Annotated in this window: 22 protein-coding genes; 2 read left to right on the forward strand and 20 right to left on the reverse strand. The window is 33.9% G+C overall.

Annotation, left to right across the window (positions count from 1 at the left end):
• Positions 1 to 52 precede the first annotated feature (52 nt).
• From QO263_RS17665 to QO263_RS17675, 3 genes are all read right to left on the reverse strand, one after another.
• Positions 53 to 991: a dipeptidase gene (locus QO263_RS17665; protein WP_285624328.1), complete on the reverse strand. Its 939-nt coding sequence runs from the start codon at positions 989 to 991 to the stop codon at positions 53 to 55.
• A gap of 72 nt (positions 992 to 1,063) precedes the next feature.
• Entirely contained in the window at positions 1,064 to 1,357 is a 294-nt protein-coding gene (locus tag QO263_RS17670) for a hypothetical protein (protein ID WP_285624331.1), read from the reverse strand.
• A 261-nt stretch (positions 1,358 to 1,618) separates the two neighbouring features.
• A complete protein-coding gene (locus QO263_RS17675; RefSeq protein WP_285624334.1) occupies positions 1,619 to 2,626 on the reverse strand; it encodes an amidase domain-containing protein in 1,008 nt (335 codons plus the stop codon).
• Positions 2,627 to 2,992: 366 nt separating this feature from the next.
• Between QO263_RS17675 and QO263_RS17680 the strand changes: the two genes are divergently transcribed.
• Positions 2,993 to 4,699: a methyl-accepting chemotaxis protein gene (locus QO263_RS17680; RefSeq protein ID WP_285624336.1), complete on the forward strand. Its 1,707-nt coding sequence runs from the start codon at positions 2,993 to 2,995 to the stop codon at positions 4,697 to 4,699.
• 202 nt (positions 4,700 to 4,901) lie between these two features.
• Here the strand turns inward: QO263_RS17680 and QO263_RS17685 are convergent, their stop codons facing one another.
• From QO263_RS17685 to QO263_RS17715, 7 genes are all read right to left on the reverse strand, one after another.
• Positions 4,902 to 5,942: a putative bifunctional diguanylate cyclase/phosphodiesterase gene (locus QO263_RS17685; protein ID WP_285624338.1), complete on the reverse strand. Its 1,041-nt coding sequence runs from the start codon at positions 5,940 to 5,942 to the stop codon at positions 4,902 to 4,904.
• Between the two features lie 15 nt (positions 5,943 to 5,957).
• The gene (locus QO263_RS17690) at positions 5,958 to 7,964 is read right to left on the reverse strand and encodes a methyl-accepting chemotaxis protein (RefSeq protein WP_285624341.1); all 2,007 of its coding nucleotides are present in this window, start codon (positions 7,962 to 7,964) and stop codon (positions 5,958 to 5,960) included.
• Positions 7,965 to 8,344: 380 nt separating this feature from the next.
• Positions 8,345 to 9,283: a M15 family metallopeptidase gene (locus tag QO263_RS17695; RefSeq protein WP_285624343.1), complete on the reverse strand. Its 939-nt coding sequence runs from the start codon at positions 9,281 to 9,283 to the stop codon at positions 8,345 to 8,347.
• A 244-nt stretch (positions 9,284 to 9,527) separates the two neighbouring features.
• Positions 9,528 to 10,688, reverse strand: a complete 1,161-nt coding sequence (nagA, locus tag QO263_RS17700; protein WP_285624346.1) for an N-acetylglucosamine-6-phosphate deacetylase — start codon at positions 10,686 to 10,688, stop codon at positions 9,528 to 9,530.
• A 14-nt stretch (positions 10,689 to 10,702) separates the two neighbouring features.
• Positions 10,703 to 11,008 carry a hypothetical protein gene (locus tag QO263_RS17705; RefSeq protein ID WP_285624347.1) on the reverse strand — a complete coding sequence of 102 codons (306 nt, stop codon included), beginning with the start codon at positions 11,006 to 11,008 and terminating at the stop codon, positions 10,703 to 10,705.
• A gap of 11 nt (positions 11,009 to 11,019) precedes the next feature.
• A complete protein-coding gene (locus QO263_RS17710; RefSeq protein WP_285624349.1) occupies positions 11,020 to 11,322 on the reverse strand; it encodes a YerC/YecD family TrpR-related protein in 303 nt (100 codons plus the stop codon).
• 174 nt (positions 11,323 to 11,496) lie between these two features.
• Positions 11,497 to 12,204 (reverse strand): ABC transporter ATP-binding protein, encoded by a 708-nt coding sequence (locus QO263_RS17715; RefSeq protein WP_285624351.1) that lies wholly within the window; start codon positions 12,202 to 12,204, stop codon positions 11,497 to 11,499.
• Between the two features lie 244 nt (positions 12,205 to 12,448).
• On the opposite strand from QO263_RS17715, the gene QO263_RS17720 reads away from it, so the two are divergent.
• Positions 12,449 to 12,658, forward strand: a complete 210-nt coding sequence (locus tag QO263_RS17720; RefSeq protein WP_285624353.1) for a hypothetical protein — start codon at positions 12,449 to 12,451, stop codon at positions 12,656 to 12,658.
• Positions 12,659 to 12,696: 38 nt separating this feature from the next.
• On the opposite strand, the gene QO263_RS17725 is transcribed toward QO263_RS17720, so the two are convergent.
• The 10 genes from QO263_RS17725 to QO263_RS17770 form a co-directional block, all read right to left on the reverse strand.
• Entirely contained in the window at positions 12,697 to 13,452 is a 756-nt protein-coding gene (locus QO263_RS17725) for a stalk domain-containing protein (RefSeq protein WP_285624355.1), read from the reverse strand.
• 3 nt (positions 13,453 to 13,455) lie between these two features.
• Positions 13,456 to 13,773: a hypothetical protein gene (locus QO263_RS17730; RefSeq protein WP_285624358.1), complete on the reverse strand. Its 318-nt coding sequence runs from the start codon at positions 13,771 to 13,773 to the stop codon at positions 13,456 to 13,458.
• A 279-nt stretch (positions 13,774 to 14,052) separates the two neighbouring features.
• Positions 14,053 to 14,736: a phosphoribosylaminoimidazolesuccinocarboxamide synthase gene (locus tag QO263_RS17735; RefSeq protein WP_285624362.1), complete on the reverse strand. Its 684-nt coding sequence runs from the start codon at positions 14,734 to 14,736 to the stop codon at positions 14,053 to 14,055.
• Positions 14,720 to 16,003: a phosphoribosylamine--glycine ligase gene (purD, locus tag QO263_RS17740; RefSeq protein WP_285624365.1), complete on the reverse strand. Its 1,284-nt coding sequence runs from the start codon at positions 16,001 to 16,003 to the stop codon at positions 14,720 to 14,722. The genes QO263_RS17735 and purD overlap by 17 nt, the downstream gene beginning before the upstream one ends.
• Positions 16,004 to 16,088: 85 nt before the next feature.
• A complete protein-coding gene (gene purH / locus QO263_RS17745; RefSeq protein WP_285624367.1) occupies positions 16,089 to 17,621 on the reverse strand; it encodes a bifunctional phosphoribosylaminoimidazolecarboxamide formyltransferase/IMP cyclohydrolase in 1,533 nt (510 codons plus the stop codon).
• 4 nt (positions 17,622 to 17,625) lie between these two features.
• Entirely contained in the window at positions 17,626 to 18,252 is a 627-nt protein-coding gene (purN, locus tag QO263_RS17750) for a phosphoribosylglycinamide formyltransferase (protein WP_285624369.1), read from the reverse strand.
• Positions 18,240 to 19,283 carry a phosphoribosylformylglycinamidine cyclo-ligase gene (gene purM, locus QO263_RS17755; protein ID WP_285624371.1) on the reverse strand — a complete coding sequence of 348 codons (1,044 nt, stop codon included), beginning with the start codon at positions 19,281 to 19,283 and terminating at the stop codon, positions 18,240 to 18,242. Before purM ends, purN begins: the two co-directional genes overlap by 13 nt.
• On the reverse strand, positions 19,276 to 20,682 hold the full coding sequence (gene purF / locus QO263_RS17760) for an amidophosphoribosyltransferase (RefSeq protein WP_502928677.1): 1,407 nt from the start codon (positions 20,680 to 20,682) through the stop codon (positions 19,276 to 19,278). Before purF ends, purM begins: the two co-directional genes overlap by 8 nt.
• Before the next feature lie 23 nt (positions 20,683 to 20,705).
• Positions 20,706 to 21,197 (reverse strand): 5-(carboxyamino)imidazole ribonucleotide mutase, encoded by a 492-nt coding sequence (gene purE, locus QO263_RS17765; RefSeq protein WP_285624375.1) that lies wholly within the window; start codon positions 21,195 to 21,197, stop codon positions 20,706 to 20,708.
• A gap of 283 nt (positions 21,198 to 21,480) precedes the next feature.
• Complete coding sequence (locus QO263_RS17770) at positions 21,481 to 25,251, reverse strand: phosphoribosylformylglycinamidine synthase (protein WP_285624377.1); 3,771 nt, start codon at positions 25,249 to 25,251, stop codon at positions 21,481 to 21,483.
• Between the last annotated feature and the right edge of the window lie 139 nt (positions 25,252 to 25,390).

A 25,390-nucleotide genomic window follows, 5' to 3' on the forward strand; every position in this document is an offset into this window, starting at 1 on the left:
CCTCAACTATCTAAAATTGAAGGCAGCAAAATACAGAAATATCTATCTAAAACTATAATACATTCTTAATAACTCTCAAGGCATTCTTATAAAATATTTTATCTATTTCATCCTCTGTAAATTTATTATCCCTTAGACCATATGCCAATTTTTCAATCTCTCCAATATTATCAATTTCTATATTGGGACTGCATCCATCAAAATCCGAGCCTAATGCTATAACATCTATTCCACCTATATTTCTAATATGTTTAATATGCTTTATCATATCTTCAACCTTTGCATTCTCACTTTCTCCTAAGAAATATTTCTCAAAGCATATTCCCATTATTCCGCCCTTTTCTGAAAGAGTTTTTATCATGTCATCATTAAGATTTCTAGAATGCTCCTTAACTGATCTAGCATTAGAATGAGAAGCGATAAAGGGCTTTGAAGACAGTCGCGCCACATTATAGAAGCCTTGGTCCGAAAGATGAGAGACATCTATCAACATTCCCAATCTATTCATTTCATTTACAACTTCTGCTCCAAAATTAGTTAGACCTTCATCCTTACATTCATAATATGTATTAGGAAATCCAATTTCATTTGGAAAATTCCATGTAAGAGTTATTGCTCTGACTCCTAATCTATAGAAATTCCTTAAGTTTTCAAGTTTTCCCTTAATAGTCCCGCCTTCTTCTATAGTAAGCACGGCAGACATTTTACCTTCTCTGTCATTTTTTATAATATCCTCATAGCTAGTTGCTATTGAAATACTGTCTTTATTCTTTTCAAGTTCAGTATAAAACTTATCTATCATTTCAAGACACATTTCCATAGGGTCCTTTTCTTCTTTTAAGTATACAAACATAGCAAAAAACTGAGCTAATGAATTTCCTTTTTTCATTTTTTTGATATCTATGCTAAAGTCGTTTTCGTATAGCTCTAGATTTTCCTTATCCTTCATAAGTCTCAATATTGTATCGCAATGCATATCAATTGGTCTCATTTTTTCAGTCCCTTCAAAGTTTTTTAGGCTTCTTTTTTTCTGATTTAGTATTATTCAGAAATATCTTAAATCCTATTTATCCTTTTTCCTCTTTCTACTAAATGAAATACCTCCAAAGCCACTTATTATTGCCATATAGAAGCCAAAATCATACCACCAGCCCTTATTTACGGCTTCATAAACTCGTATGCTGCGTTTGAATATACTTATAATCAACGAAATTGGAGCAATCCATCCATGCCATATGCCTGACAGAAAACCTGCTGGCTTACTACTGGTGTAGCTTCCATCTCCAGGTATACATCCAGATAGCAATACAGCTACTAATATAGTTAATATGCATAATAATAATACCTTCTTTTTCACACATATCTCCCCCTTTATTTCATTTTACCATATCCTTCTTAATCATAGGAAACGATTCTATAATAAATATTAGCTAAAAAAATTTCCCCATCTTCATCTCCATATTCATTTGCTTTTAAACCCTTTTAACAGAACAAATAATCCCTAAGTTTTTAAGCCTTAGGGATAAGATAGATTAACTATATAGGTATGCTTTGCTATTCTGCTATCAAAAAAATAAATAATGTTCAAATGTAATTGACAATAATATTATACCAGCTTTTATTCACTCATTTTATATACTCTAATTCCTCCACCACTAAAAAAGCCATAATCTCTTAAGGAAGCATTTATTGTATCATTCGAATGAGCAGCACATATTAAATCGTCCTTACTATAATCAATAATTATCAATGTATGAAAGGGTCTGCCATTGCTGTTTAATAAAGATACTGCATCTCCCCTGTTTCCATATGAGAGGACTTTTTTGAATTTAGAGTCTTCTTTAAAATGAGAACTATCGAAGTTCCTATAGGAAACTGCCCTTGTCATCCAATAATGTCCAAATGCGTCTGCACCTCTCCAGGTTGAAGAAATTTTATTTACGTCCCATAGTTGGTTTGACCTGCAAAACCAATTGCTAAAATTAGTGGAATTTATACCTACCATTGGCTTTCCGCCAGCATTTAGCGCTTGTGAAATAAAGTTGGCACAATCTCCTCCCTTGCCTGCATAGCTTGGATATTTGGCGGTGTTATAATTAAAAGCATAGGTTATTGCATATTCCACAGCTTTTTCAGGAGAATATGCAGATATAGTACTTATTTCTCTTCTAATCTTATTGAAGGAGCTGTTTTTCGCATTATCAACAAAGGAATATCCTTCTATATAGGAATTTATTAAACCAATATCAATACTTTTATCCTTCAATATATCAGAGTAGTTACCTTTTAATAAATATAAGTTCATTTTCCAATTGGATATAGATGTTTCCCTATTATATTTTTCAGTAATGAATCTAGTAACATATTCCTCTTCATGTATTATATTTCTATAGCCTTGAATTTCCTCCATATTTTGAATCTCATTATTGCCTGACCCTGATTCTATAATAGTATTATTATTATATTTTTTATTGATTACATATTTATAAAGCTTTTCTAAATCATATGAGTTAAACCTTTTCCTCTGTACCCTATGACGAATCTCCTTATAGATTTGTTCTTTAGTTAAATTCTTATCTAAAAATGATTCTTTTTTGATTCCAAGCAGTAAAAATTTATTCCACATTGCAAAATTCCCTCCATTGCTTTTATTCATCTTATGCTATAAAAAGGGAATTTGATATATTACATGATAGGTCAATGACAAGCTCCTTTGCTCTTCTTCGCAAAAGCCAGTATTGCTGCTGCTAAAGCTCTATATTCTGATGGCAATAAAAATGTTATAGTATGTGCTGGTATCCAAAAAATAGGTATTGTCTTAAATACAACAAATGAAATGGAACCATGGTGTAAAAAATTGATTATTAATTGTCAAAGTTTATATTGACATATAAATTTTTACAGAGTAATATAAGCTTTGTGTCCAGTAATGGACATGCTTAGCTGATGCAAGTAACTTCATATGTTGAATAAATTAAAGGGAGGTATATATTTGAAAAAAAGTATAGGAGTAAAAATAACCGTATTATTTCTGATCGCTGCTCTATCAGCTTATAGCCTACTATCATTTGTACTCTATTATCAAAGTTATAAAATGGTAACAAAAAATGTAGCCGATGTAGCATATAGAATAGCTAAGGAAGCCAGTGAAGAAATAGATATTGACGAATTTGTGAAATTAGAAACTATAGAGGACGAGAAAAGAGATTCATATATACAAATGAGGGACAAGCTTGGATATATCGGCAATATGAATGGAGTTAAGTACATATATACCATGAGAAAGACGGAAGATGGAAAATTCATGTATGTTGTTGATGGTTCTTCTTTAGATGAAATATCACATATTGGAGATACTGAGGAGTCCAGTTTACAATATGAAAAAGCATGGGCCGGAGAAGCTTTTATTGGCAATAAAATTAAGAATTATGGCGAATGGGGAATTCTTATAGATTCCTATTATCCACTGAAAGATAGTGACGGAAATGTAGTAGGAATACTAGGTGTCGATTATGATGCAGAATCAGCTTTCTTTGAGCTTAGTAAGTTCAAAACTACTAGTATTATAGCATTTTCATTATTTGCTCTAATAATCTTGTTACTGGGAGCAATTATTTCAAATAATATTGCAAAGCCTTTAAAAAGTATGGCAGCAATAGCTCAAAAGGTGTCTAATTATGACTTGAAAGTTGAAAAATTAGTTATAAAAGGTGAAGACGAAATAGCTCAATTAGCAAGCTCCATAAATAGTATGATAGATAACCTGAAGGATATTGTGGCACAAACTTCTAAGGTTTCAGAGAAAATCAATATTCAAAGCAGTGAGTTAAATAAAATTAGTGTTGAAGTAAAACAAAATAGTGAACTAATTGCTTCAACAATGGATGAAATGGCTGCTGGCGCTGAAGAACAGGCAAGCTCATCCACTAGTATTGCGAGCTCAGTGGATAACCTAAACATCTTAATTGAACAAGCAAATGAAGAAGGAATAACTCTTCATAATTCTTCAAATATAGTCCTAACTTCATCTAATCAAGGCGATAAAGAAATGAATGAGTCAATTAAGCAAATGGAGATTATCAATAAAATGGTTAAAGATTCAGTTATTAAGCTAGAGGATTTAAATGAAAATACTAAAAAAATATCTGTGTTAGCTGAAGTAATAAATAATATTGCTGATCAAACCAATTTGCTAGCATTAAATGCTGCTATTGAAGCTGCTAGAGCAGGTGAATCTGGAAGAGGTTTTTCAGTAGTAGCCGAGGAGATCAGAAAGCTTGCTGAGCAGGTTGATGCATCTTCAATAGAAATATCTGATATTATCAATGTAGCTCAAAAAGAATCTAAAATTGTGACAGATTCTTTAAGCAAGGCATATGATCAGGTTGAACGAGGAACTAATCAAATTAAGATATCCTCAGAAATGTTTAATCAGATTAATGTTGAAATATTAGATATGATTGGAAAAATAGATAATATATCAAATCATTTAAAGGAAATCACAGAAAATAGCAATAAAATTACTATTGGAATTGAGCAGATTGCTTCTATTGCAGAAGAGAACTCTGCTGGTATTGAAGAAACTGCTGCTTTAGTACAGCAAGAAGTTAATTCCATAGAGAATCTTGCTGATTATGCCAATATATTATCTGAATTAGCTTCCCAGCTAAATCATATGAATAATAGATTTAAATTATAGCTCAAATAATATATATTGCAAGGAAGAGCATTTTTATGTCGAATATCTTTAAGTAGCTTCTAATTAATTTTTCTAAAGAAAGAAAATGCACAAAATTATTTATATCTCTTAGAGTATGCTGACATAAAAATGCTCCTCTTCAGCTTTAACCTTATTTTGATTCTTACCAGAAAACAGTGGTATAATTAATAGAGTCATAGATTTATTTGCATCTTCTATTTTTAAAAAATACTATTACTTCTTCTGGCAAAAGCGGTTTGCTAAAATAGTATCCTTGAATCTTATCGCATCCTATCGATTTTAAATACTCATACTGTTCTTCCAGCTCTACTCCTTCTGCTATTACTTCTGCATTGATTTTATGTCCAAGAAGTACGATAGTGTCAATAATTACTTTGTTAATATGAGCTTTAATATTGAAGATAAATGTCCTATCAATTTTTAAACTATCTACAGTAATATTTTGAAGATACTTCAAGGAATTATATCCTGTACCAAAATCATCAATTGAGATTCTAACACCTTGTTTACTTAAATTAATTAAATTCATTGCCACAGCACTATTGGTCTCCAAAAATGCACTTTCAGTAATCTCCAGTTCAAGATATCTAGGTAGCAGCCCAGTTTCAGAGAGAACTCTGCTTACACCATCAGAAAAATCATTCTGCTGTAATTGTATAGCTGAAATATTTACTGACAATCCATAGTTACTATAGCCAATATCATGCCATTTCTTTAGCTGATTACAGGAAGTTCTAAGCACCCATTCACCTATTGGAACAATAAGTCCCGTCTTTTCAGCAATTAATATGAATTCTCCAGGACTTATTATGCCTTTCTTAGGATGGTTCCATCTTATTAAGGCTTCTAGTGATACTATGTTTTTTGTCCTGCTATCTATAATTGGCTGGTAGCATAGAAAAAATTCTTCTTTCTCTAATGCCCTTATTAAGTCCTTTTTTATATCATTATGCAAGCTTATTTCTATACTAACAGCATTATAATAATCAGCAATTATTTCAATATTATCATAAAACTCCTGCTGTCCAATGCTAAAGATATTCCTCAATTCACTTAATGCAGGAGCTTTTCTGCTTAAGCTACTAAGCATTTGTACTGAATCAGAAACATTGGGAGTCAAGGTAGGTGCTATATGATTTATAACTTCTTTTATCCAATTAATGGGAAAGCTATGTTCCACATCTCCTGCTTTAAAAGACACTACCTGCTTTGTATCTTGCATATTCCTAACCGTCCTTTACATTCTGAACTTCGAAACTGATTTAATTAACAAGTCTGATTTTTCTCTTGCCATTTCTGTCAGTTTTATTACATTATCTGACATTTGTCTTATGGCTGAGGATTCTTGTGCAATATTAGTAGCACCATAAGCTTCTTCATTAGCTGCACTGGATATTTCGTCTATTGCCTTCACCATATTTTGCATTGAAGCCAACAATTCTTCAGATGTTGCACTAAAATCAGTTACCATATCGTTTATATTTATGGAGTTAAGGCTGTATTGTTCACTAGAATTAACAAGATCATCATAATCACTTAATACCTTCCTATCAATAAATTCTATAATCACAGTAGAGCTAGATGAAAGGGCATTGACAGCCTTAAATATCACATCAGTTACTTCTTGTATCCTAGAAATCGAATTTTTTGAACCTTCTGCAAGTTTTCTTATTTCATCTGCAACAACTGCAAATCCTCTTCCAGCTTCACCTGCTCTTGCAGCCTCAATGGCAGCATTTAATGCAAGTAGATTAGTTTGTTCAGTTATTTCAAGAATAGCCTCAGATAATTCATTTATTTTATTTACTGCCTTTGATTGCTCAATTGCCATTTTTAAATCGTCTTTTGTTTTCCCATATATTTCAATAGTTTCTTTTTTTGAAGATACGGCTTTTCTCTTCATTTCCTCGCTCATATTGCTAACATCACTTGCCGTAACTGCTCCTTCTTCTGCTTTCTTTGCAATAGCTTCAATGGCTTTTTCAATTTCTATAGAAGTTGCATTCATTTCCTCAGTAGATGCAGCAGTTTCTTCAGATCCTGCTGATAATTCTTCTGTAGTAGCAGAAATATCTTCTATGCTTTTGTTAAGCTGCTCCATATCATTATTAATATTAATGAGCATTTGACTTACATCAGAAGACTCACTGTTAACCTCCACAATAATATTTTTTATAGATTCCTGCATGGTATTAATTGCCTTTGCTAAGACACCTGTTTCGTCATTAAGCTTAAGCAGATGATGAGGAATTTCTCCTGTAAAATCTCCAGTTGCTACTACATTTAGATAATTAGTTGCTGTTTTTATAGGTGATGTAATATTTCTTGATATTAATAAAGTAATAGCTATACCTACTCCAATAAAAACAATTGAAACAGTGATCATTGTTTTTGCAAGTAGGTTCACTTTTGCCATAACTTCTGATTTTGGAGCTGTTACAGCTAATGACCAACTAGTTCCTTCCACTGGAGCAAATCCCATGTATTTAGTTATACCTTTATAGGTATATTCTCCTACTCCCTTTTTTCCCTCAATCATATGATTTTCCAACTCAGCAAGAGATTTTAGTTCAGGATTGCTTTTAACACTTTCAAAAACGTTGTCCATTTCTATAACAAGATTTCTGTCTTTATTAGCTATAGCTGTACCTTCTTTATTAATCATGAATACTTGACCATTTTCCCCATACTTCATATCATCAGTAAAATCACTAAGTACATTTCCGTCACGAGTAGCAACTAATACACCTTTGACTCTATTGCCATCTTTAATTGGAACTGCATAGCACAATATAATACTATCAATAACCTTGCTTACAATGGGATCCGAAATTGCACTTTCACCTGATAAGGCCCTCATAAAATACTCTCGATCTGAAAGAGAACAGCTTGCACCATTGGTGTCTTTTGCATAGCCACTAACATCTGCAATTGTAAGGTCTATATGTCCGCTCCTTTTCACTTCATTTTTAAGTAAATCTAGCTTTTCATCTAAAGTCAGAGTATCGCTTTTTAAAAATTCAGTTTCTGCCAATGCCTCTAATGCGTTTAATTGCACTTTCATGCCTTCAGCAACAACCTTAGCATCCTCTTCTGCTATTTGACCCAATGACTCATTGATACTTGCTGATATTGCATTAGAGGATGTTATATAGGATATAACCCCGAATCCTATGCATATAATCAACAGTAATGCTCCATAAGATAAAGATAGTTTTGTTTTAATACTCTTTAATTTCAACATACATCTCCCCCATTTAATTTAGTAAAAGCATTATTGGATTGTTCTCTTCCTTCAGACTTTGCATATGAAATTGCTGTAGTTTTATGTCTTTTATTGTCCTATAAGTTATCTAATATAATATTATATTAGATAACTTGTACTATTTTGTAGAATTGTCATTGCCATGTTTGTGACAATTTCATCTTAATATTAAATCCTTTGAGAAATACTTCATAAAGATAGGGATTTGTCTCTGCAAATGGGGATAAAAAGGAAGTTATCTCACGGATACAGTATCAAATAGACTCACTGCTAAAATAGATTAGATAAAATTTTTAAAATTAATATAATAGAAAACACCCCAATCATGACTAATGTTTGAGGTGTTATTCAATATAAAGCTATTCTAAATTACTTTCAAATCCTAGGTATTCTTCAAGTGTAATATCCTTTTCATATATTTCTTCTGCTACATCCTTACCAACGTATCTAATATGCCATGGCTCATAGCTGTATCCAGTTATATCAATTTTTTCATTTGAGTATCTTATTATAAATCCAAACTTATGGGCATTTTCCTTTAGCCAAATGCCTTCAACAGTTTGTCCAAAAGATTCGTCTAATGAAAGATTTACGCTTATACTAGATACATCCATTGCTAGACCTGTTTGATGCTCACTTTGTCCTGGTCTGGCTACTAGTTTATTTGCCTTTTCAACTCCATCTTTTTTTACTCTATTATTAAAGAGCAACTCCTGTCTTGCATAGGATCTATAGCCTGAAACTGCATATAAAATTATATCCTCTTTCTCTCCTTCTTTAAAGAGTTCCTCTAGAGCTGTAGCAGCCTCTTTTCTTAAGTATTTTTTTTGATCATTTCCATCAAAAGAGAATTTTACATTAGGTATTACTAAATCACTTGGTTTATAATCAGAAGCTAAATTTCTTTCTTTGTTAGCTAAAACTAAAATGTCATCGGTATTTTTAATAATTTCTTGTCCTTTATCATCTATGTAAACAGTATCCTTTAATAAATCCTTCTTCTCTTTATTTCCTTTTCCTATATTGTCATCACTAGAATCACTATTATCCCCTTTAGTTGATTCAATATCTTTATCAGTACTCGATTTATCTTCTTTGTCCAGAGCATCGCTATCAGCTAAAACATAGTCACCATGATCAGACGATGAATTATTAATAATAGCTCTTTTAATAATTGGAAATAGCCTGTCCTTAATCTGTGTAATAGCTATTATAAGAATGAACAATATTATTATGTTATTGAAAAGTCTTTTTTTTCGTTTCATTTTTGAACTGGAGCTTCTGCTCGTATTTCTCATCTTCGTGTCATCCTTTCATGTCATGCTTTCATATGGCTATATATGACCATATATTACTAATTATAACATCTATCAACATGAAATTCAGATTAAGCGACAAATTGTAATACAAATGTCATAATTATTGCAATTAAAATAATTCTTAAAGCTCTTAATAAGCAAAGATTAATTTCAGCAAAAGTCTTTGCTCTATATTATGATAGAGTAAAAAAGGAACTAGAGAATCCTCCCTAGCTCCTTCGCTTTATATAGTATTACTTGAATATACAATCTTCCCATTTACCATAGTCATAACTACATTATAATTATCGTCTATAACAGTAAAATTAGCTTTTTTACCTTTCTCTATGCTGCCTTGTACATGGTCTACTCCAGCTATTTGTGCAGGAATTAATGATGCCATATTTACTGCCTCTATTAAGTCTACACCTACATATTCATTCATATTCTTTACGGCATTTATCAGTTTTAACGTACTTCCTGCAAGTGAGCCATTTTCTATTCTAGCTACTCCATCTTCCACAAATACCTTTAACTCACCAAGCATGTATTCACCATCGTCCATTCCACCAGCCATCATACAATCAGTAATCAGGCCTATATTATGAGAGCCTTTAGTCTTTACTATTAGCTTCATTACAGCAGGATGAACATGTGTCATATCGGCAATTAATTCACAGCATACCCTACTATCTGATAGTACTGCTCCCACTATACCAGGCTCCCTATGATGGAGTCCCCTCATTCCATTAAATACATGTACTGCAATATTTGCTCCGGCTTCGATGGCAGCCAATGCTTCATCATAAGTTGCATTGGTGTGACCTATAGATGAATTAATATTTTGGGATTTTAAATATTTTATCAACTCTATTGCATTTTCTTTATCAGGTGCGACAGTAACAGTCTTTATGCACGAAGGAAAGCTATCTACTAGCTTTTTCATATCTTCAATGTATATTTTTCTAATATACTCAGAAGGATGAGCTCCTCTGTATTTTTCTGTAATAAAAGGACCTTCTATATAGGCTCCTAATAGCTCTGCTCCTTCTACTCCTGATTTCATAGTCTCATGAATATTTTTAACGGCAGCAGTTATTTTATCCCAAGGTGCTGTTACTGTAGTAGCTAAAAATCCTGTTACTCCAATGGTTCCTAGATATTTAGATATCTCATTTAAGGAAGCATAATTTGCATCCATGGTATCATAGCCATTTGCGCCATGAATGTGAGTGTCTATGAGTCCTGGCAGTACCTTGTAGTTACTTAAATCAATAATTTCTATATCCTCATATGTATTTACCGTCTTCACTTCTTCTATTATTTCATTATTGATTAAAATAGCACCTTTGTTCAGAATTCTATCCTTTAAAAAAATTTCCCCTGATTTTATTAAATATCTCATATTCCTAGCCCCATTTATTTAATTATCTGTGCAACTAAATTATACCCTCCTAAAAGCCCAAGAAACAAACCAGCTACGTTAAGAATAATCAAAAATCTCTGGTTTTTTGCATTGCCTTTTCTCTTTGAAATCGAATAAAGATTCTTTCCTGCGAGATAGATTAAAATAACTGTAGGATCATATCCTTTAACATATAAGAATACAGCCAATCCTATAACTAGTAATGATATACACATCTCAATTATCTTTTTAGTTCTCATTTTTTTTATCATTTCATTTCTTGCATTCATATCCATAGCTTTCATGTTTTTAGTACTCATCTCTTGTCTCCTTATTTTTTAATATATCCTAATTTATCTAGTATCAAATTGTATCCTTCTGCTCCATAGTTTAGTGCTCTGTTTATTCTGCTTATGGTTGCAGTACTGGCTCCAGTTCTTTCCTCTATTTCATTATATGTTTTTTCTTGCCTCAATAATTTTGCTACCTCCAGCCTCTGACTAATGGATTTAAGCTCATTTATGGTACATATATCTTCAAAAAATCTGTAGCACTCTTCAATATTCTCAAGCCTCAATATTGCTTCAAACAATTCATCTGTTTGTCTGTCCCTAATCTTTGGCTTATACTCCACAAAATCACCCCTTAGCCGTTTATTATAAAACGTTTTCTTATTCTAATACTACATACCTTTAATTCTAATTGTATTATTAATACGTAACTTTTACAATATGATTAATAAAAAACAAACAGCAAGTAATTGATTCAATTTACTTACTGTTTGTAAATATAGTTTAGAAAAATGTTTTTATTCTTCTCCAAGATAAGCCTTGCGAACTCTGTCATCGTGTAATAGCTCATTTGCATTCCCTGAAAATACAATCTTTCCTGTCTCAATAACATAACCAATATCAGCTACCTTTAAAGCTGTGTTTGCATTTTGCTCTACTAATAATACTGTAAGTCCAGTCTTTTGACTTAATTCCTTTATTGTTGCAAATATTTCCTCAACCACTATAGGAGCCAAGCCCATTGAAGGCTCATCCAGCATCAGTAGCTTTGGAGCAGACATTATGGCTCTTCCAATAGCTAGCATTTGCTGTTCTCCACCACTTAGCGTTCCACCATATTGTTTGGCTCTTTCTTTAAGTCTAGGAAAAAGCTCATATACATACTGTAAATCTTCTTCTATTTTCTGTTTGTCATTTCTCAGATATGCACCCATGGATAAATTCTCTTCTACTGTTAGAGCCGTAAATATTTTTCTTCCTTCTGGCACATGAATTAAACCTTGTGCCACTATTTTTTCTGAATGCATATTGCTTATTTCCTGTCCATTATATTCAATACTGCCCTTAGATTTTACTAAATTGGATATTGCCCTTAAGGTTGTAGTCTTTCCTGCACCATTACTTCCTACAAGGGTAACTATCTGGCCTTGTTTAACCTCAAAGGAAATTCCTTTGAGAGCATGAATACCGCCATAATAAACCTCTAAATTCTTTACATTCAACATATTTAATCCCACCTTCCTTAACCAAATTCTATCATAACTCAGGGTTAGGCTTTTATAATTTTGTACCTCTCTAAATCATTTTATCCTATAGTTATTTTAGCTAAAATCAAAGATTAATACAATAATAACATATAGTACCATGGAAAATAATCTATAAAATAAAATTATTATTTTAAAATAAAGAAATAATAATTTTAGGATTAGTTTTAATCCTACTATATTTCTTTAGTCAGGAGGTATAAATGTGAAGAATAAAGGTGAAAAGAATAAGTCCACAGGTATAAATGGATATGAATTTCTCCTTGAGACATATAATTCACATAAGTATCCTATTATTGAAAATCAAACTAATGCAACTTTTTTTCCTTGGAGTATGTTAAGAGATGTGGATGCTATTGATACAATGAAATTCTATGAGGGAACAGATGCAGTAGAGAAAAAACAAATCAAATAAAAGTTAAAAAGGCACCAACGGTGTTGGTGCCCTAGAAATTACTCAGCTGTATATCCGATTGATGTGTCTATTCCTACTGTCTTTGTTGCATTGTCCCAAGTTACTCCAATATCAAAAGCTTGCGCTAAATCTCTTAACTTGAAATAGTTATTGCCGTTGATTGTATATGCGGTTAGCTGTACTTCTTCTCCATCTTTGTATATCTTTGAATTATTTAGAACTGGTGTTTTAGCTTGTCCATCACCTTTTTCTAGTTCTCCGCCTACTACTGTATAGGCAGCATTAGAGATTAAATTGATGGCTTTCTTTTCTCCATCCCATTTTACTTCAAATTGCTTTTCTGTTCCACTTACTACCTTTGCTAAATCTCTTAATTTAAAGTAATTGCTTCCATCAATATTATAAGCATCAAAAGAAGTCTCTACCCCATTTACCAATACCTTTGATGCTGTTGGTGAAGCTGTCAATATAGATTGTACTGGTTCCTGTTCTTTTTCTGGTTCTTTTGTTGGTTCTTCTTTTGTTGGTTCTTCTTTTTCTGTAGCATTTGAATCTTCAACTCTAATAAATGCTTCGGCAGCTCCAGACTCAGCATCATATCTAAAGATTACATAATACTCACCTGGCTCTGTTAATGTAACACTACATCCAGGTAAATACATTATTTCATCTTCCTCGTAATTCTTAACTTCTGATGCATCAATAGCTTTTTCCAAAACTATAGGAAATCCGAATTCATCCTCAGCACCTGAAGGATCGATTACATAAGCTATAGCTTTACCTGAAACCGTCAACTCTTAACCAGGAAAGTACTCCCATTCACCTTCTCCTTTTGGAGACAATTTATAGGCATTAAATACGATTCCATGCTCAACTAATACAGTAATAGTTGAAGGAGATTGTACTACAAAAGCACTATCAAGATTTTCATCTATTGCTTTTGCATCTAATGTTTCTATTACATTAGTTACTGAAAGTTGTTCAGGAGCTTGAGCTATTTCTTCCTCATCCATCCACTCCCATATGTATCCTTTCACATTGACCGTTTTACCACTTTCAGCAAATATCGTAGTGCTTATTGTTAGAATCATTGCAACTACCATAAATGCTGTCATGCCTTTTCTAAATGTTTTTCTTATTTTTTATCTCTCCTTAGCTCTTATTTCTAAACACATTTAGAGTGTTTAGTCTATGTCTTTTTTAGCTATAGAACTCGTAGAAATATAATGCCCCACAGCATGGTAATATTATAGCAAATTTTTTTGGTATAATCTACATGTTTAGACAAGTATCTTCAAAAAAATAAAGAATGGATTAAAAATTTGTAATTATTAGGAATAATTCGTGCTTTTAATCCATTCCTTTAATTATTTATACTACCTCTTCTTTATTTTTTACTCTAGTATTATCTTTTCTAGCATTAAAGGCTCAATATATTTCCCTTCCCTATAAGCCCTCATATTGCCCCCAGAAATTTCATCTATTAAAACGATTTGATTATCTTCTCCTACTCTTCCGAATTCCAGCTTAATATCATATAATTCTATATCTTTTTTGGCTAATTCTTCTTTTATTATATCAGAAATTTTCTTAGTCAAATTTTTTAATGTCTTGTACTCATCTGATGATAGAATTCCTAGCATAGTAAGTGCATCTTCAGTTATAAGAGGGTCTTGACGTTGGTCATCTTTTAGGGTAAATTCTACATATGCATCTAGAGGCTGTCCTTCCTTTGCATAAGCACCGTATCTACGCATGAAGCTTCCTACTGCTCTGTAACGACAGATTACTTCAAGGCCTTTTCCAAATAGCTTTGCAGGTTTAACAGTCATAGTTGTTTCTTCTAGACTTGAATCTATATAATGTGTAGGAATCCCTTTTTCCTTTAAAATTTCAAAGAAAAATCTAGTCATCCTAAGACCTGCTTTTCCTGAACCTTCAATTGATAAGCCTACTGAATTAGCTCCCGGATCAAATACTCCATTTTCTCCTGTTACATCATCTTTGAACTTGAGCAAATAGTTTCCATTTTCTAATACATATATGTCTTTTGTTTTTCCTTTATAAAAAACTTTCATAGCACCAGTCCTTTCTTTTTTCTATTCCAATATCTTTTCTATATTGCATTCCGTCAAAAAGTATTTTATTTATATTCTCGTATACCTTTTTTCTTCCTTCATCTAAGCTATCTGCCAATGTAGTCACGGCAAGAACTCGTCCTCCATTTGTCTTTATTCCATTTTCTTTTTTAGTTCCTGCGTGAAATACTAGCACATCTCTGTCAACCTTTTCTAGTCCAGATATAGCTCTATCCTTTTCACAAGTTTCTGGATATCCTCCTGATGCTAATACTGTACAGACACATGATTTCTGACTCCATATTAAATCTTCCTGGCATATGGTTCCATCTATAGTTTTTATAAAAATATCTACAATATCGCTTTCTAGTCGTGGCAGTACTACCTCTGTTTCCGGGTCGCCAAATCTAACATTAAATTCTAATACCTTTGCTCCAACTGAATTTATCATAAGACCGATAAAAAGTATTCCCTTAAAATCTAGTTTTTCATTCTGCAGTCCGTTCAATACATTATCTAATATTTTTACTTTTATTTCAGCCATCAATTTAGAATCTAGTATTTTATTCGGAGAAATACAGCCCATGCCACCTGTATTAGGTCCCTCGTCATTATCAAGCAGTCTTTTATGATCTTTTGCACTTTCGAGAGGTATTATTTTATTGCCAGCTACTAAGCACATAAGAGAAGCCTCTGTCCCTTCTAGAAACTCTTCAATGATGATTTCATTGCCTGCATTTCCAAATCTTTTATTTTCTAATATGCCTCTGAGAGCTTCATAAGCTTCTTCTTTGTCGCTGCATATGATTACTCCCTTGCCTGCTGCCAGACCATCTGCTTTAATTACTAATGGAAAAGTAAATTCCTCTAAGCCTTTTATGGCATTATCAAGGTCGTGATATGCTACATATTTAGCTGTTGGTATCTGATATTTCATCATAAACTCTTTTGCATATTTTTTACTTCCTTCAAGCATAGCAGCTTTTCTACATGGTCCAAAAATTTTAAGTCCCTTCTCATTAAACTTGTCTACTATTCCGTCCACTAGTGGACCTTCTGGACCTACAATAGTTAAATCAATACTTTCTTTTAATGCAAATTCCAAAAGAGAATCTATATCATCTAATTGTATATTTGTACACTCTGCTATATTACTAATGCCTCCATTGCCCGGTATAGCATATATTTTAGATACCTTTGGGCTTTGTAATAGCTTCCAAGCTATTGCATGTTCTCTTGCACCACTGCCTATAACAAGTACCCTCATATTTTCACCTCTCACTAATAATATTTTTTGTAGATATGTGTCATTACCCGGGAAATATGTCGTACATTACCCTATTTTAATTTCTTTAGTGTTTAAAATGTCTAGTCCCAGTGAAAATCATTGCTATTCCAAGCTTGTTTGCAGCTTCAATTGATTCCTTGTCATTTATTGAGCCACCTGGCTGTATGATAGCAGTTATTCCAGCTCTATGAGCTGCTTCCACACAATCAGGAAATGGGAAAAATGCATCTGACGCCATTACACTGTCTTTACAGTTTTCTTCACTTTGCTTTATAGCATTTTCTAATGCCCATATTCTGCTAACTTGTCCAGGTCCTACTGCCACAGTACCTTGATTTTTAGCCAAGACAATAGCATTTGATTTAGCATTCTTAACTACCTTCCAAGCAAACAGCATATCTTCTACTTCCTTGTCTGATGGCTTTCTATCAGTTACTACCTCTAGTTTTTCGTAGAGACAGCTTTGATCCCTGTCTTGTACTAACATTCCTCCTAGAACCTTTTTCATGTCATAGCTTGAATATTCACTCTTTGCTATGTCAGGTACTATTAAAAGTCTTATGTTTTTCTTAGATTTTAAAATTTCTTGTGCTACTTCTGAATAAGAAGGTGCCATGACTAGCTCTATAAAGATTTTATTTATGAATTTTGCTGTATTTTCATCTATCTCTCTATTTGCAGCAATTATTCCTCCAAATATAGATTGCTTGTCTGCTTCATATGCTTTCTTAAAGGCTTCTTCTATGGTTTCTCCGCTTCCTACTCCACATGGATTTCCGTGCTTCACTGCTACAACTGTAGGCTTATCAAACTCCTTTAATATTTCTAATGCTCCATTGCCATCTCCTATATTGTTGTAGGATAGCTCCTTTCCATGAAGCTGTACTGCAGCTGATAAAGTACCTTTAGTCTCTAATATTTCAGTATAAAATCCAGCACTTTGATGAGGATTCTCTCCATACCTTAAATCCTGCTTTTTCTCGAATGCAAGAGTAATAGTATCTGGAAGTCTCATATCTGTTCTTTTGTTAAAGTAGCTTGAAATCAATGCATCGTAGCTACTGGTATGTTGAAAAACTTTTGCTGCCAGATATTCTTTAGTTTTTTCTGATACTTCTCCTCTATCCTTCAGCTCATCTATTACTGCATCATAATCTCTAGGATCTACTAATACAGTTACAAATCTATAATTCTTAGCTGCCGCTCTTAGCATTGAAGGTCCACCTATGTCGATGTTCTCAATTATTTCTTCATGAGTGACGCCCTCTTTTAAAATAGTCTGCTTAAAAGGATATAGATTGTTGACTACCATATCTATTGGCTGTACTCCAAGCTCATCCATAGTCTTTAGATGGTCTTTATTATCTCTTAGAGCTAAAAGCCCGCCATGTATCCTTGGGTGAAGTGTTTTCACCCTTCCATCAAAGCATTCTGGAAAATCAGTAATACTAGATACGTCTATAACATTAATTCCTGCTTCTATAAGTGCCTTTCTCGTACCTCCTGTTGAAATAATCTCCCATCCCATATCAACAAGCTTTCTTGAAAATTCTACTATACCAGTTTTGTCATAAACACTAATTAATGCTCTTCTCATGTCTTCACTCCCTAATAATAACTTTTCTTCCATTTACAATTATCTTTTCCTCACAATATAACCTTACTGCTTCAGTAAGAAGCACATGCTCTACGTTCAGTACCTTATTTTTGATGGACTCCACATTATCCTGTTCACTTACCAGCACTGGTTTTTGAAATATTATAGGACCTGTGTCTGCACCTTCATCTACAAAATGAACTGTCGCTCCCGTGACCTTAGATCCGTACTCTAGTACAGCCCTATGGACTTTTTCTCCATAGTATCCTTTTCCACAAAAGCTCGGAATTAATGATGGATGTATATTGATTATTCTATTTCTATATTCATTGATAATGTCGCTGCTCAATATTTTTAAATATCCTGCTAATACTACAAGCTGAATGCCTCTCTTTTTTAATTCTTCTAGGATTTTTCTATTAAAGTCTGTATCATTTAAAAACTCTTTTCTATTTACGAAAATAGCATCAATGCCATTCTTCTTAGCTCTTACAAGACCATAGGCATCTTTTTTATCAGATATTACTACGCAAATCTCGCCATTAATATCTCCAGAATCTACATTGTCGATTATAGTCTGAAGATTTGTACCACTTCCAGATATAAGGACTCCCAGCCTTACTGGTGACATATTGATACGCCTCTCTCCCCTTCAATTATTTCGCCTATTACATATGCCTTTTCATCCTTAGCTTCTAAAAATTTTATTATGCTATCAGCATCTTTCTGCTCTACTGCCATTATGATGCCTATTCCCATGTTAAAAGTAGAATACATCTCATCTATTTTTATATTTCCAAGTTTCTGCATTACATTGAAAATAGGAGGAACTTCAACATGCTTTCTATTTACTACAGCTCTAAGACCACTAGAAAGCATTCTAGGAATATTCTCATAAAATCCTCCACCAGTTATATGGCTGATGCCTTTTATATCAAATTTTTCATTTAATTCTATTAAAGCATTTGAGTATATCTTTGTAGGCTTAATAAGTTCCTCGCCTAATGTGCTGCCTAGTTCATCAATGTATTGATTTACATCATATTTTTTCACATCAAAGAAAAGCTTTCTGACTAATGAAAAGCCGTTGCTGTGAAGTCCGCTAGAAGGCAAGCCTATCAGTACATCGCCTCTTTTTATGTTGTCTCCCGATATGATTTTTTTCTTATCTACTACCCCTACTGCAAAGCCAGCTAAATCATACTCTTCTATACCGTATAAGCCTGGCATCTCAGCTGTCTCTCCTCCAATGAGAGCGCATCCTGCCTTTACACATCCATTAGAAATTCCTTCTACTATGCTTGCTATTTTTTCTGGATATAGCTTGCCTGTAGCAATATAATCTAGAAAGAAAAGTGGTCTTGCCCCTTGGCAGAGTATATCATTTACGCACATGGCAACACAATCCTCCCCAATAGTGTTATGCTTGTCCATAGCAAATGCAATCATCAGCTTAGTGCCTACACCGTCTGTTCCAGATACTAATACTGGTTCATCAAGCTGGCTTTTATCTAATGCAAACATACCGCTAAACCCGCCTAAATCTGATATAACTCCTTTGGTAAAAGTTTTTTGTACATGTGTCTTCATACGTTTCACTGCTTCATATCCTGCTGTTACATCTACACCTGAGTTTTTATATGTTAATCCATTATTACTCATTAGCTTCTACCTCCTCTCTAGGTATCTCCATGGGATAATCACCATTTATACAAGCCAGACAAAAACCTTCTGCTTTTCCTGTTGATTTTATAAGCCCTTTCTCAGATAAAAAGCCTAAGCTATCTGCGTTTACCATTTCACATATTTCTTCTGGAGTTTTATTTGCTCCAACTAAATGCTTTCTATAAGGAGTATCTATTCCAAAATAACAAGGATATATAACAGGTGGCGAGCTTATTCTCAAATGCACCTCTTTTGCTCCAGATTTTTTCAGCATTTTCACTATTTTTTTGCTTGTTGTACCTCTTACTATTGAATCATCTACAAGGACTACTCTTTTTCCCTCTACATTTTCCTTTAAAACATTTAGCTTTATCTGTACTCCTTGTTCTCTATCGCTTTGATTTGGCCTAATAAACGTTCTTCCTATATATCTATTTTTAACTAATCCAATGCTGTAAGGTATTCCTGACTCTTCTGCATATCCTATAGCAGCAGATGTACCAGAATCCGGAACCGAAATCACTACATCAGCATCAGTTGGATGTTCTTTTGCTAGAATCTTTCCTGCTTCTTTTCTTGCAAGATATACGCTTATATCATCAATTCTGCTGTCTGGCCTTGCAAAGTATATGAGTTCAAATATACAGAGTCTTTTTTTGCTCCATTTATCATTGAATATGCTTTTCACACCATTTTCATCTATAATGACCATTTCTCCAGGCTCAATATCTCTTATAAACTCTGCTCCTATAGTATCTAATGCACAGCTTTCAGAGGCTAGAATGTATCCGTCATCTATCTTTCCTAGGCAAAGTGGTCTTATGCCTTGATTATCTCTAACGCCTATAAGCTTGTTTTCAGTCATTAGCACAAGAGCATATGAACCCTTCAGTAATTCCATTACTCTATTTACTGCCTTTTCTATTTCTTCTTTATGATATCTTGCTATCATATTTGCCATTACTTCGCTGTCATTAGTAGTTTGAAACACTACTCCACTGTCTTGAAGTATTTCTCTAAGGCTATCTGCATTTACTATATTGCCATTATGCGCAATAGCAATACTTCCTTTTTTATATTTGACTACTAAGGGTTGTGCATTTACTGCTGAGCTTTTCTCATCTGTTGAGTACATTACATGGCCTATGCCCATATTTCCATCTAGCTTTTCTAATATCTCATTATCGTTAAAGACCTCTGATACCAGTCCCATATTTTTATGATAATTTATAGCTCCATTTTGATTTATTGCAATGCCTGCACTTTCCTGCCCTCTATGCTGAAGGGCATAAAGTCCATGATAAATCATTTCAGTAACGTTTTGTTCCTTTGAATATACTCCTATTACACCGCACTCTTCTTTAAGTTTATCTTCATCTAAAAAATTCAAGTTCATTATCATCGCCTCCTAACGATTTGTTAGTTGCATAGCTTTTGACTAAGCTCCCTATCTTTTTCCTCAACTTGTTTAGCCATTTTTTCTCTATATTCCTTAAGCTTTTTCCTTAAATCCTCATATTTTACAGATAAAATTTGAACTGCTAAAAGCGCTGCATTTTCTGCTCCATCAATGGCAACTGTAGCTACTGGTATTCCCTTAGGCATTTGCACTATAGACAACAGTGAGTCTAGTCCGTCTAGTGTAGATGATTTAATAGGCAGCCCAATAATAGGAAGTACAGTAACTGCTGCTAATACTCCTCCAAGATGTGCAGCCTTTCCTGCGGCTGCTATTATTACCTCAATACCATTTTCCTCTGCTTTTTTTCCGAACTCGACTGCTTTATCAGGAGTTCTGTGAGCTGATATTATCCTAACTTCCGTACCTACTCCAAACTCCTTTAATATTTTTAAGCCTCTTTCTACTACTGGAAAATCAGATTCACTTCCCATTACGATTGCAACTTTCACTTTATTACCTCCTCATTTATGAGATCCTTCACTTTATTCAGGATGACATGGTATTTTCTCGCCAAGAAGTATGGGAAATACAATAAAAATATTAAGCGAACATTTGCAGGACACGACTATAATTCTTAGCGAATGTAGGTGAAAAATCCGTTAAGCAACTTGCACTGTTTGAGCGTAGCGAGTTTGCAAGTTGTAGGATTTTTTGCCGGAATGAGCTTTAGAATTATTCGTGGCCGAAACCGAGAGCGTATATTTTTGTTGTATTTCCCTTTTTGCTCCACTACTATCTAAAGTATCTTATCCCTGCTTCAAATAGCTTTTGATCCGTTTCACCGTAATTATTCTTATATAAGTCTTTTCCTATTCTCTCTGAATGCCCCATCTTCCCTAGGATTCTTCCATCTGGACTGGTGATTCCTTCTATACTGTGTAGAGAACCATTTGGATTGAAGTCTCCATCATAGCTAGGGCTTCCACTAAAATCAACGTATTGAGTAGCTACTTGTCCTTTTTCTATCATTTCTTTAAGACTATCTTCATCAGAAACTAGTCTGCCCTCACCATGTGATATAGGAATAGTGAATACATCTCCTACACTTACATTGTTAAACCAAGGTGAAAGATTAGATACTACCTTAGTTTGAACCATGCGTGATGCATGCCTTCCCAGCTTGTTAAATACCAGTGTAGGTGAGTTTTCTTCCATTTCCCTTATTTCTCCGTATGGAACGAGTCCAAGCTTTATAAGAGCTTGAAAGCCATTGCATATCCCAAGCATTAGACCGTCTCTATTCTTGAGTAGCTCCATAACCTGCTCTGCTATATATGGGTTTCTGAATACAGTTGCTATGAACTTCCCTGAACCATCTGGTTCATCACCTGCACTAAAGCCACCAGGCAAAGCTATTATCTGACTATCTTTTATCTTCCTAACCATTGTATCTATAGATTCTTTTATGGTTTCTGTAGTCAAATTTTTGAACACAAATGTGTCAACTACTCCTCCTGCTCTCTCAAAAGCCCTTTCCATATCATATTCACAGTTAGTACCCGGAAAAATCGGAATGAATACTTTAGGCTTTGCCATATTGCATTTTGATTTCACTATATTTCCTTTGCTATAGCAAGCTTTTTCAGGTAAGCCTTCTATATCCTTTTTTATAGGAAATACGTCATTTAAAGGCTCTTCCCATTCTTTTATAGCTGAATCTATATCAATATGAACATCATCAATAGCTATAACTGGATTTTCAGTTGTATGTCCTAGTATTTCATACTCTAAGCCTTCAAATAACTCATTTAGATTTTCACTATTATGAATTTCTAATATTATTGAGCCATAGTCAGCAGCAAATAGCTTCTTTATACCTAGATTTTTTGTAAAAGTCATTCCTATTTTGTTTCCAAAGCTCATCTTACTTATGGCAGTTCCTATACCACCGACCCCAACGTTATGCGCTGACAGTATCTTTCCTTTCTTAATCAGCTCATGTATACATAGTAGGTTTTTATTGAGAGCTTCAAAATCAGGTATTTCATTCTCCATTCTAGGTGAGCTGAGTAAAATTACTTGGCTGTCTTTTTTCTTAAATTCTGGAGAAATGACATCCCTTACATCACCTGTACATACTGCAAAGCTAACTAATGTAGGTGGAACATTTATCTCATTAAAGGTTCCAGACATGCTGTCTTTACCTCCAATAGAAGGTACCATAAATCCTTTTTGAGCCTTAAATGCTCCTAGCAATGCTGCAAAAGGCTTGCCCCATTTATTATCATGATTTCCTAGCTTTTCAAAATACTCTTGGAATGTAAGTCTTATTTTCCTAGGATCTCCTCCCATTGCCACAATCTTAGCCACAGAGTCAATTACTGCATATATCCCACCGTGGAAGGGACTCCAAGAAGAAAGCTCAGGATTAAATCCATAAGTCATAAGAGTGCATGTATTTGTACTTCCTTTCAAAACAGGAATCTTAGCTGCCATTCCCAGTGATGGTGTTAGATTATATTTTCCCCCAAAAGGCAGCAATACAGTACCGGCCCCTACTGTACTATCAAATCTCTCAACTAATCCCCTTTGACTAGCAATGTTTATATTTTTCAAATTATTTATCCAAGCATTTTTTAGATTATGTTCTCCGTTTTCATCATAAAATGGTATGTCGAAATAGCTTCTAGAATTGGGCTCCTCTACATAGACCCTAGTTTTTTGTCTAATTCCATTAGTATTTAAAAAATCTCTATCTATATCTAATATTGTTTTATTTCGCCAATTCATTTTTAATCTATTATCAGAGGTTACCTTAGCTATTACTGTAGCCTCTAAATTTTCCTCAGCCACATGCTTTTCTAATATATGAAGATTGTTTTTATCTATGACTACTGCCATTCTCTCTTGGGATTCCGATATTGCAAGCTCAGTACCATCTAGCCCTTCATATTTTTTTAATACATTGTCTAGATTTATCTCTAGGCTATCAGCAAGCTCTCCTATTGCTACGGACACTCCACCTGCTCCAAAATCGTTGCATCTCTTTATTATTTTACTGAACTCTGGTTTTCTAAATAATCTTAAGAGATTTCTCTCTATTAATGGATTTCCTTTTTGAACCTCTGCTCCACTTGTCAGAATTGATTCATCAGTATGTGATCTTGATGAGCCTGTTGCCCCTCCACAGCCATCTCTACCTGTTCTTCCTCCTACTAAAACAATTACATCTCCTTCTTTTGGCTCTTCTCTAACCACATTTTTCTTTGGTGCAGCTGCTATAACAGCTCCCAATTCCATTCTCTTGGCTACATAGCCTTCATGATATATTTCAGATACATGACCTGTAGCTATACCTATCTGATTTCCATATGAGCTGTATCCTCTGGCAGCCTCTGTAGTAATCTTTCTTTGAGGCAGTTTTCCTGGAAGAGTATCCTCTATTTTCGTTCTTGGATCTCCACTGCCAGTAACACGCATTGCTTGATAAACATAAGATCTTCCTGACAATGGATCTCTTATGGCTCCTCCTAAGCATGTAGCAGCTCCACCAAAGGGCTCTATTTCAGTAGGATGGTTGTGAGTTTCATTTTTAAACATAACCAGCCATTCTTCTATTTTCCCGTCCACATCCACATTTACATTTATGCTACATGCATTTATTTCCTCAGAAACATCTAAATCATCTAGTAGACCTTTTTTTCTAAGCTCCTTCATTCCTATGGTTGCAATATCCATTAAACAAATAGCTCTATTATTAGCACCATAAACATAATCTCTAGAATCTAAATATTCCTCATATGCTTTTTTTACTGCACTACTGAATGTTCCTTCTTCAAATTTCACGTCCTCTATTTCTGTCATAAAAGTAGTATGTCTGCAATGGTCTGACCAATAAGTGTCTATGACATTTATCTCAGTTATTGTAGGATTTCTCTTTTCTGTAAGCTTAAAATATTCTTGACAGAATTTAATGTCGTCAGGGCTCATTGTAAGCCCCATATCTTCCTTAAATCTTATAAGCTCCTCAGAAGATTTAAGAATAAAATCTTTTATCTCTTCTACATCCTTTGGATGAATTATACTGTCCTCTAATGTTTCTGGTTTAGTTAAAGCTGTCTCTCGACTGTCTACAGAATTTATACAATAGCTTTTTATCTTTATAAACTCATCATCTGTAATATTTCCTTTAAGCATAATTATCTTGGCAGTCTTAATAATAGGTTTTTCGCCTGTAGTAAGAATCTCTATGCATTGAGCAGCCGAATCAGCTCTCTGATCATATTGTCCTGGAAGATATTCAACTCCAAAAACCTTGTAATCATGATCCGCAACTAAGTTTTCCTCATACACTAAGTCAATATTAGGCTCTGAAAAAATATTTCTTAATGCTTTTTCATATGCCATATTTGATAAGCCTTGGATATCGTATCTGCTGGCAATCCTGACTTCCATCAGCCCTTTTATGCCTAAACTTTGATTTAAATCATAAAATAGCTGTTCTGCTTCGGTGTCAAATCCTTTTTTCTTTTCAATAAAGATTCTTCTTACCTGCTTATCCATAGTTACACTCCTTTCAAAATAAAAATGCCCGGGCAGAGTAAGTTTCACTATACGTGAAACCTACCCGCCCGGGCTTTTATCCCCAAGGTGTAATATTACCAATCAATAAGCACAAGTAATATCTGTACCGCTCGGACCA

This window comes from Proteiniborus sp. MB09-C3, assembly GCF_030263895.1.
GTDB lineage: Bacteria > Bacillota > Clostridia > Tissierellales > Proteiniboraceae > Proteiniborus.

What these genes read in the sequence shown, in the direction of transcription:
- QO263_RS17665 (WP_285624328.1), bottom strand. Translation starts at nt 991, where the DNA reads ATGAGACCAATTGATATGCATTGCGATACAATATTGAGACTTATGAAG.
- QO263_RS17690 (WP_285624341.1), bottom strand. Translation starts at nt 7,964, where the DNA reads ATGTTGAAATTAAAGAGTATTAAAACAAAACTATCTTTATCTTATGGA.
- purD (WP_285624365.1), bottom strand. Translation starts at nt 16,003, where the DNA reads ATGAGGGTACTTGTTATAGGCAGTGGTGCAAGAGAACATGCAATAGCT.
- purN (WP_285624369.1), bottom strand. Translation starts at nt 18,252, where the DNA reads ATGTCACCAGTAAGGCTGGGAGTCCTTATATCTGGAAGTGGTACAAAT.
- purF (WP_502928677.1), bottom strand. Translation starts at nt 20,682, where the DNA reads ATGAACTTGAATTTTTTAGATGAAGATAAACTTAAAGAAGAGTGCGGT.
- purH (WP_285624367.1), bottom strand. Translation starts at nt 17,621, where the DNA reads ATGAGAAGAGCATTAATTAGTGTTTATGACAAAACTGGTATAGTAGAA.
- QO263_RS17695 (WP_285624343.1), bottom strand. Translation starts at nt 9,283, where the DNA reads ATGAGAAATACGAGCAGAAGCTCCAGTTCAAAAATGAAACGAAAAAAA.
- purM (WP_285624371.1), bottom strand. Translation starts at nt 19,283, where the DNA reads ATGAGTAATAATGGATTAACATATAAAAACTCAGGTGTAGATGTAACA.
- QO263_RS17675 (WP_285624334.1), bottom strand. Translation starts at nt 2,626, where the DNA reads ATGTGGAATAAATTTTTACTGCTTGGAATCAAAAAAGAATCATTTTTA.
- QO263_RS17685 (WP_285624338.1), bottom strand. Translation starts at nt 5,942, where the DNA reads ATGCAAGATACAAAGCAGGTAGTGTCTTTTAAAGCAGGAGATGTGGAA.
- QO263_RS17770 (WP_285624377.1), bottom strand. Translation starts at nt 25,251, where the DNA reads ATGGATAAGCAGGTAAGAAGAATCTTTATTGAAAAGAAAAAAGGATTT.
- QO263_RS17735 (WP_285624362.1), bottom strand. Translation starts at nt 14,736, where the DNA reads ATGAAAGTTTTTTATAAAGGAAAAACAAAAGACATATATGTATTAGAA.
- QO263_RS17715 (WP_285624351.1), bottom strand. Translation starts at nt 12,204, where the DNA reads ATGTTGAATGTAAAGAATTTAGAGGTTTATTATGGCGGTATTCATGCT.
- QO263_RS17705 (WP_285624347.1), bottom strand. Translation starts at nt 11,008, where the DNA reads ATGAGTACTAAAAACATGAAAGCTATGGATATGAATGCAAGAAATGAA.
- QO263_RS17730 (WP_285624358.1), bottom strand. Translation starts at nt 13,773, where the DNA reads ATGACAGCATTTATGGTAGTTGCAATGATTCTAACAATAAGCACTACG.
- nagA (WP_285624346.1), bottom strand. Translation starts at nt 10,688, where the DNA reads ATGAGATATTTAATAAAATCAGGGGAAATTTTTTTAAAGGATAGAATT.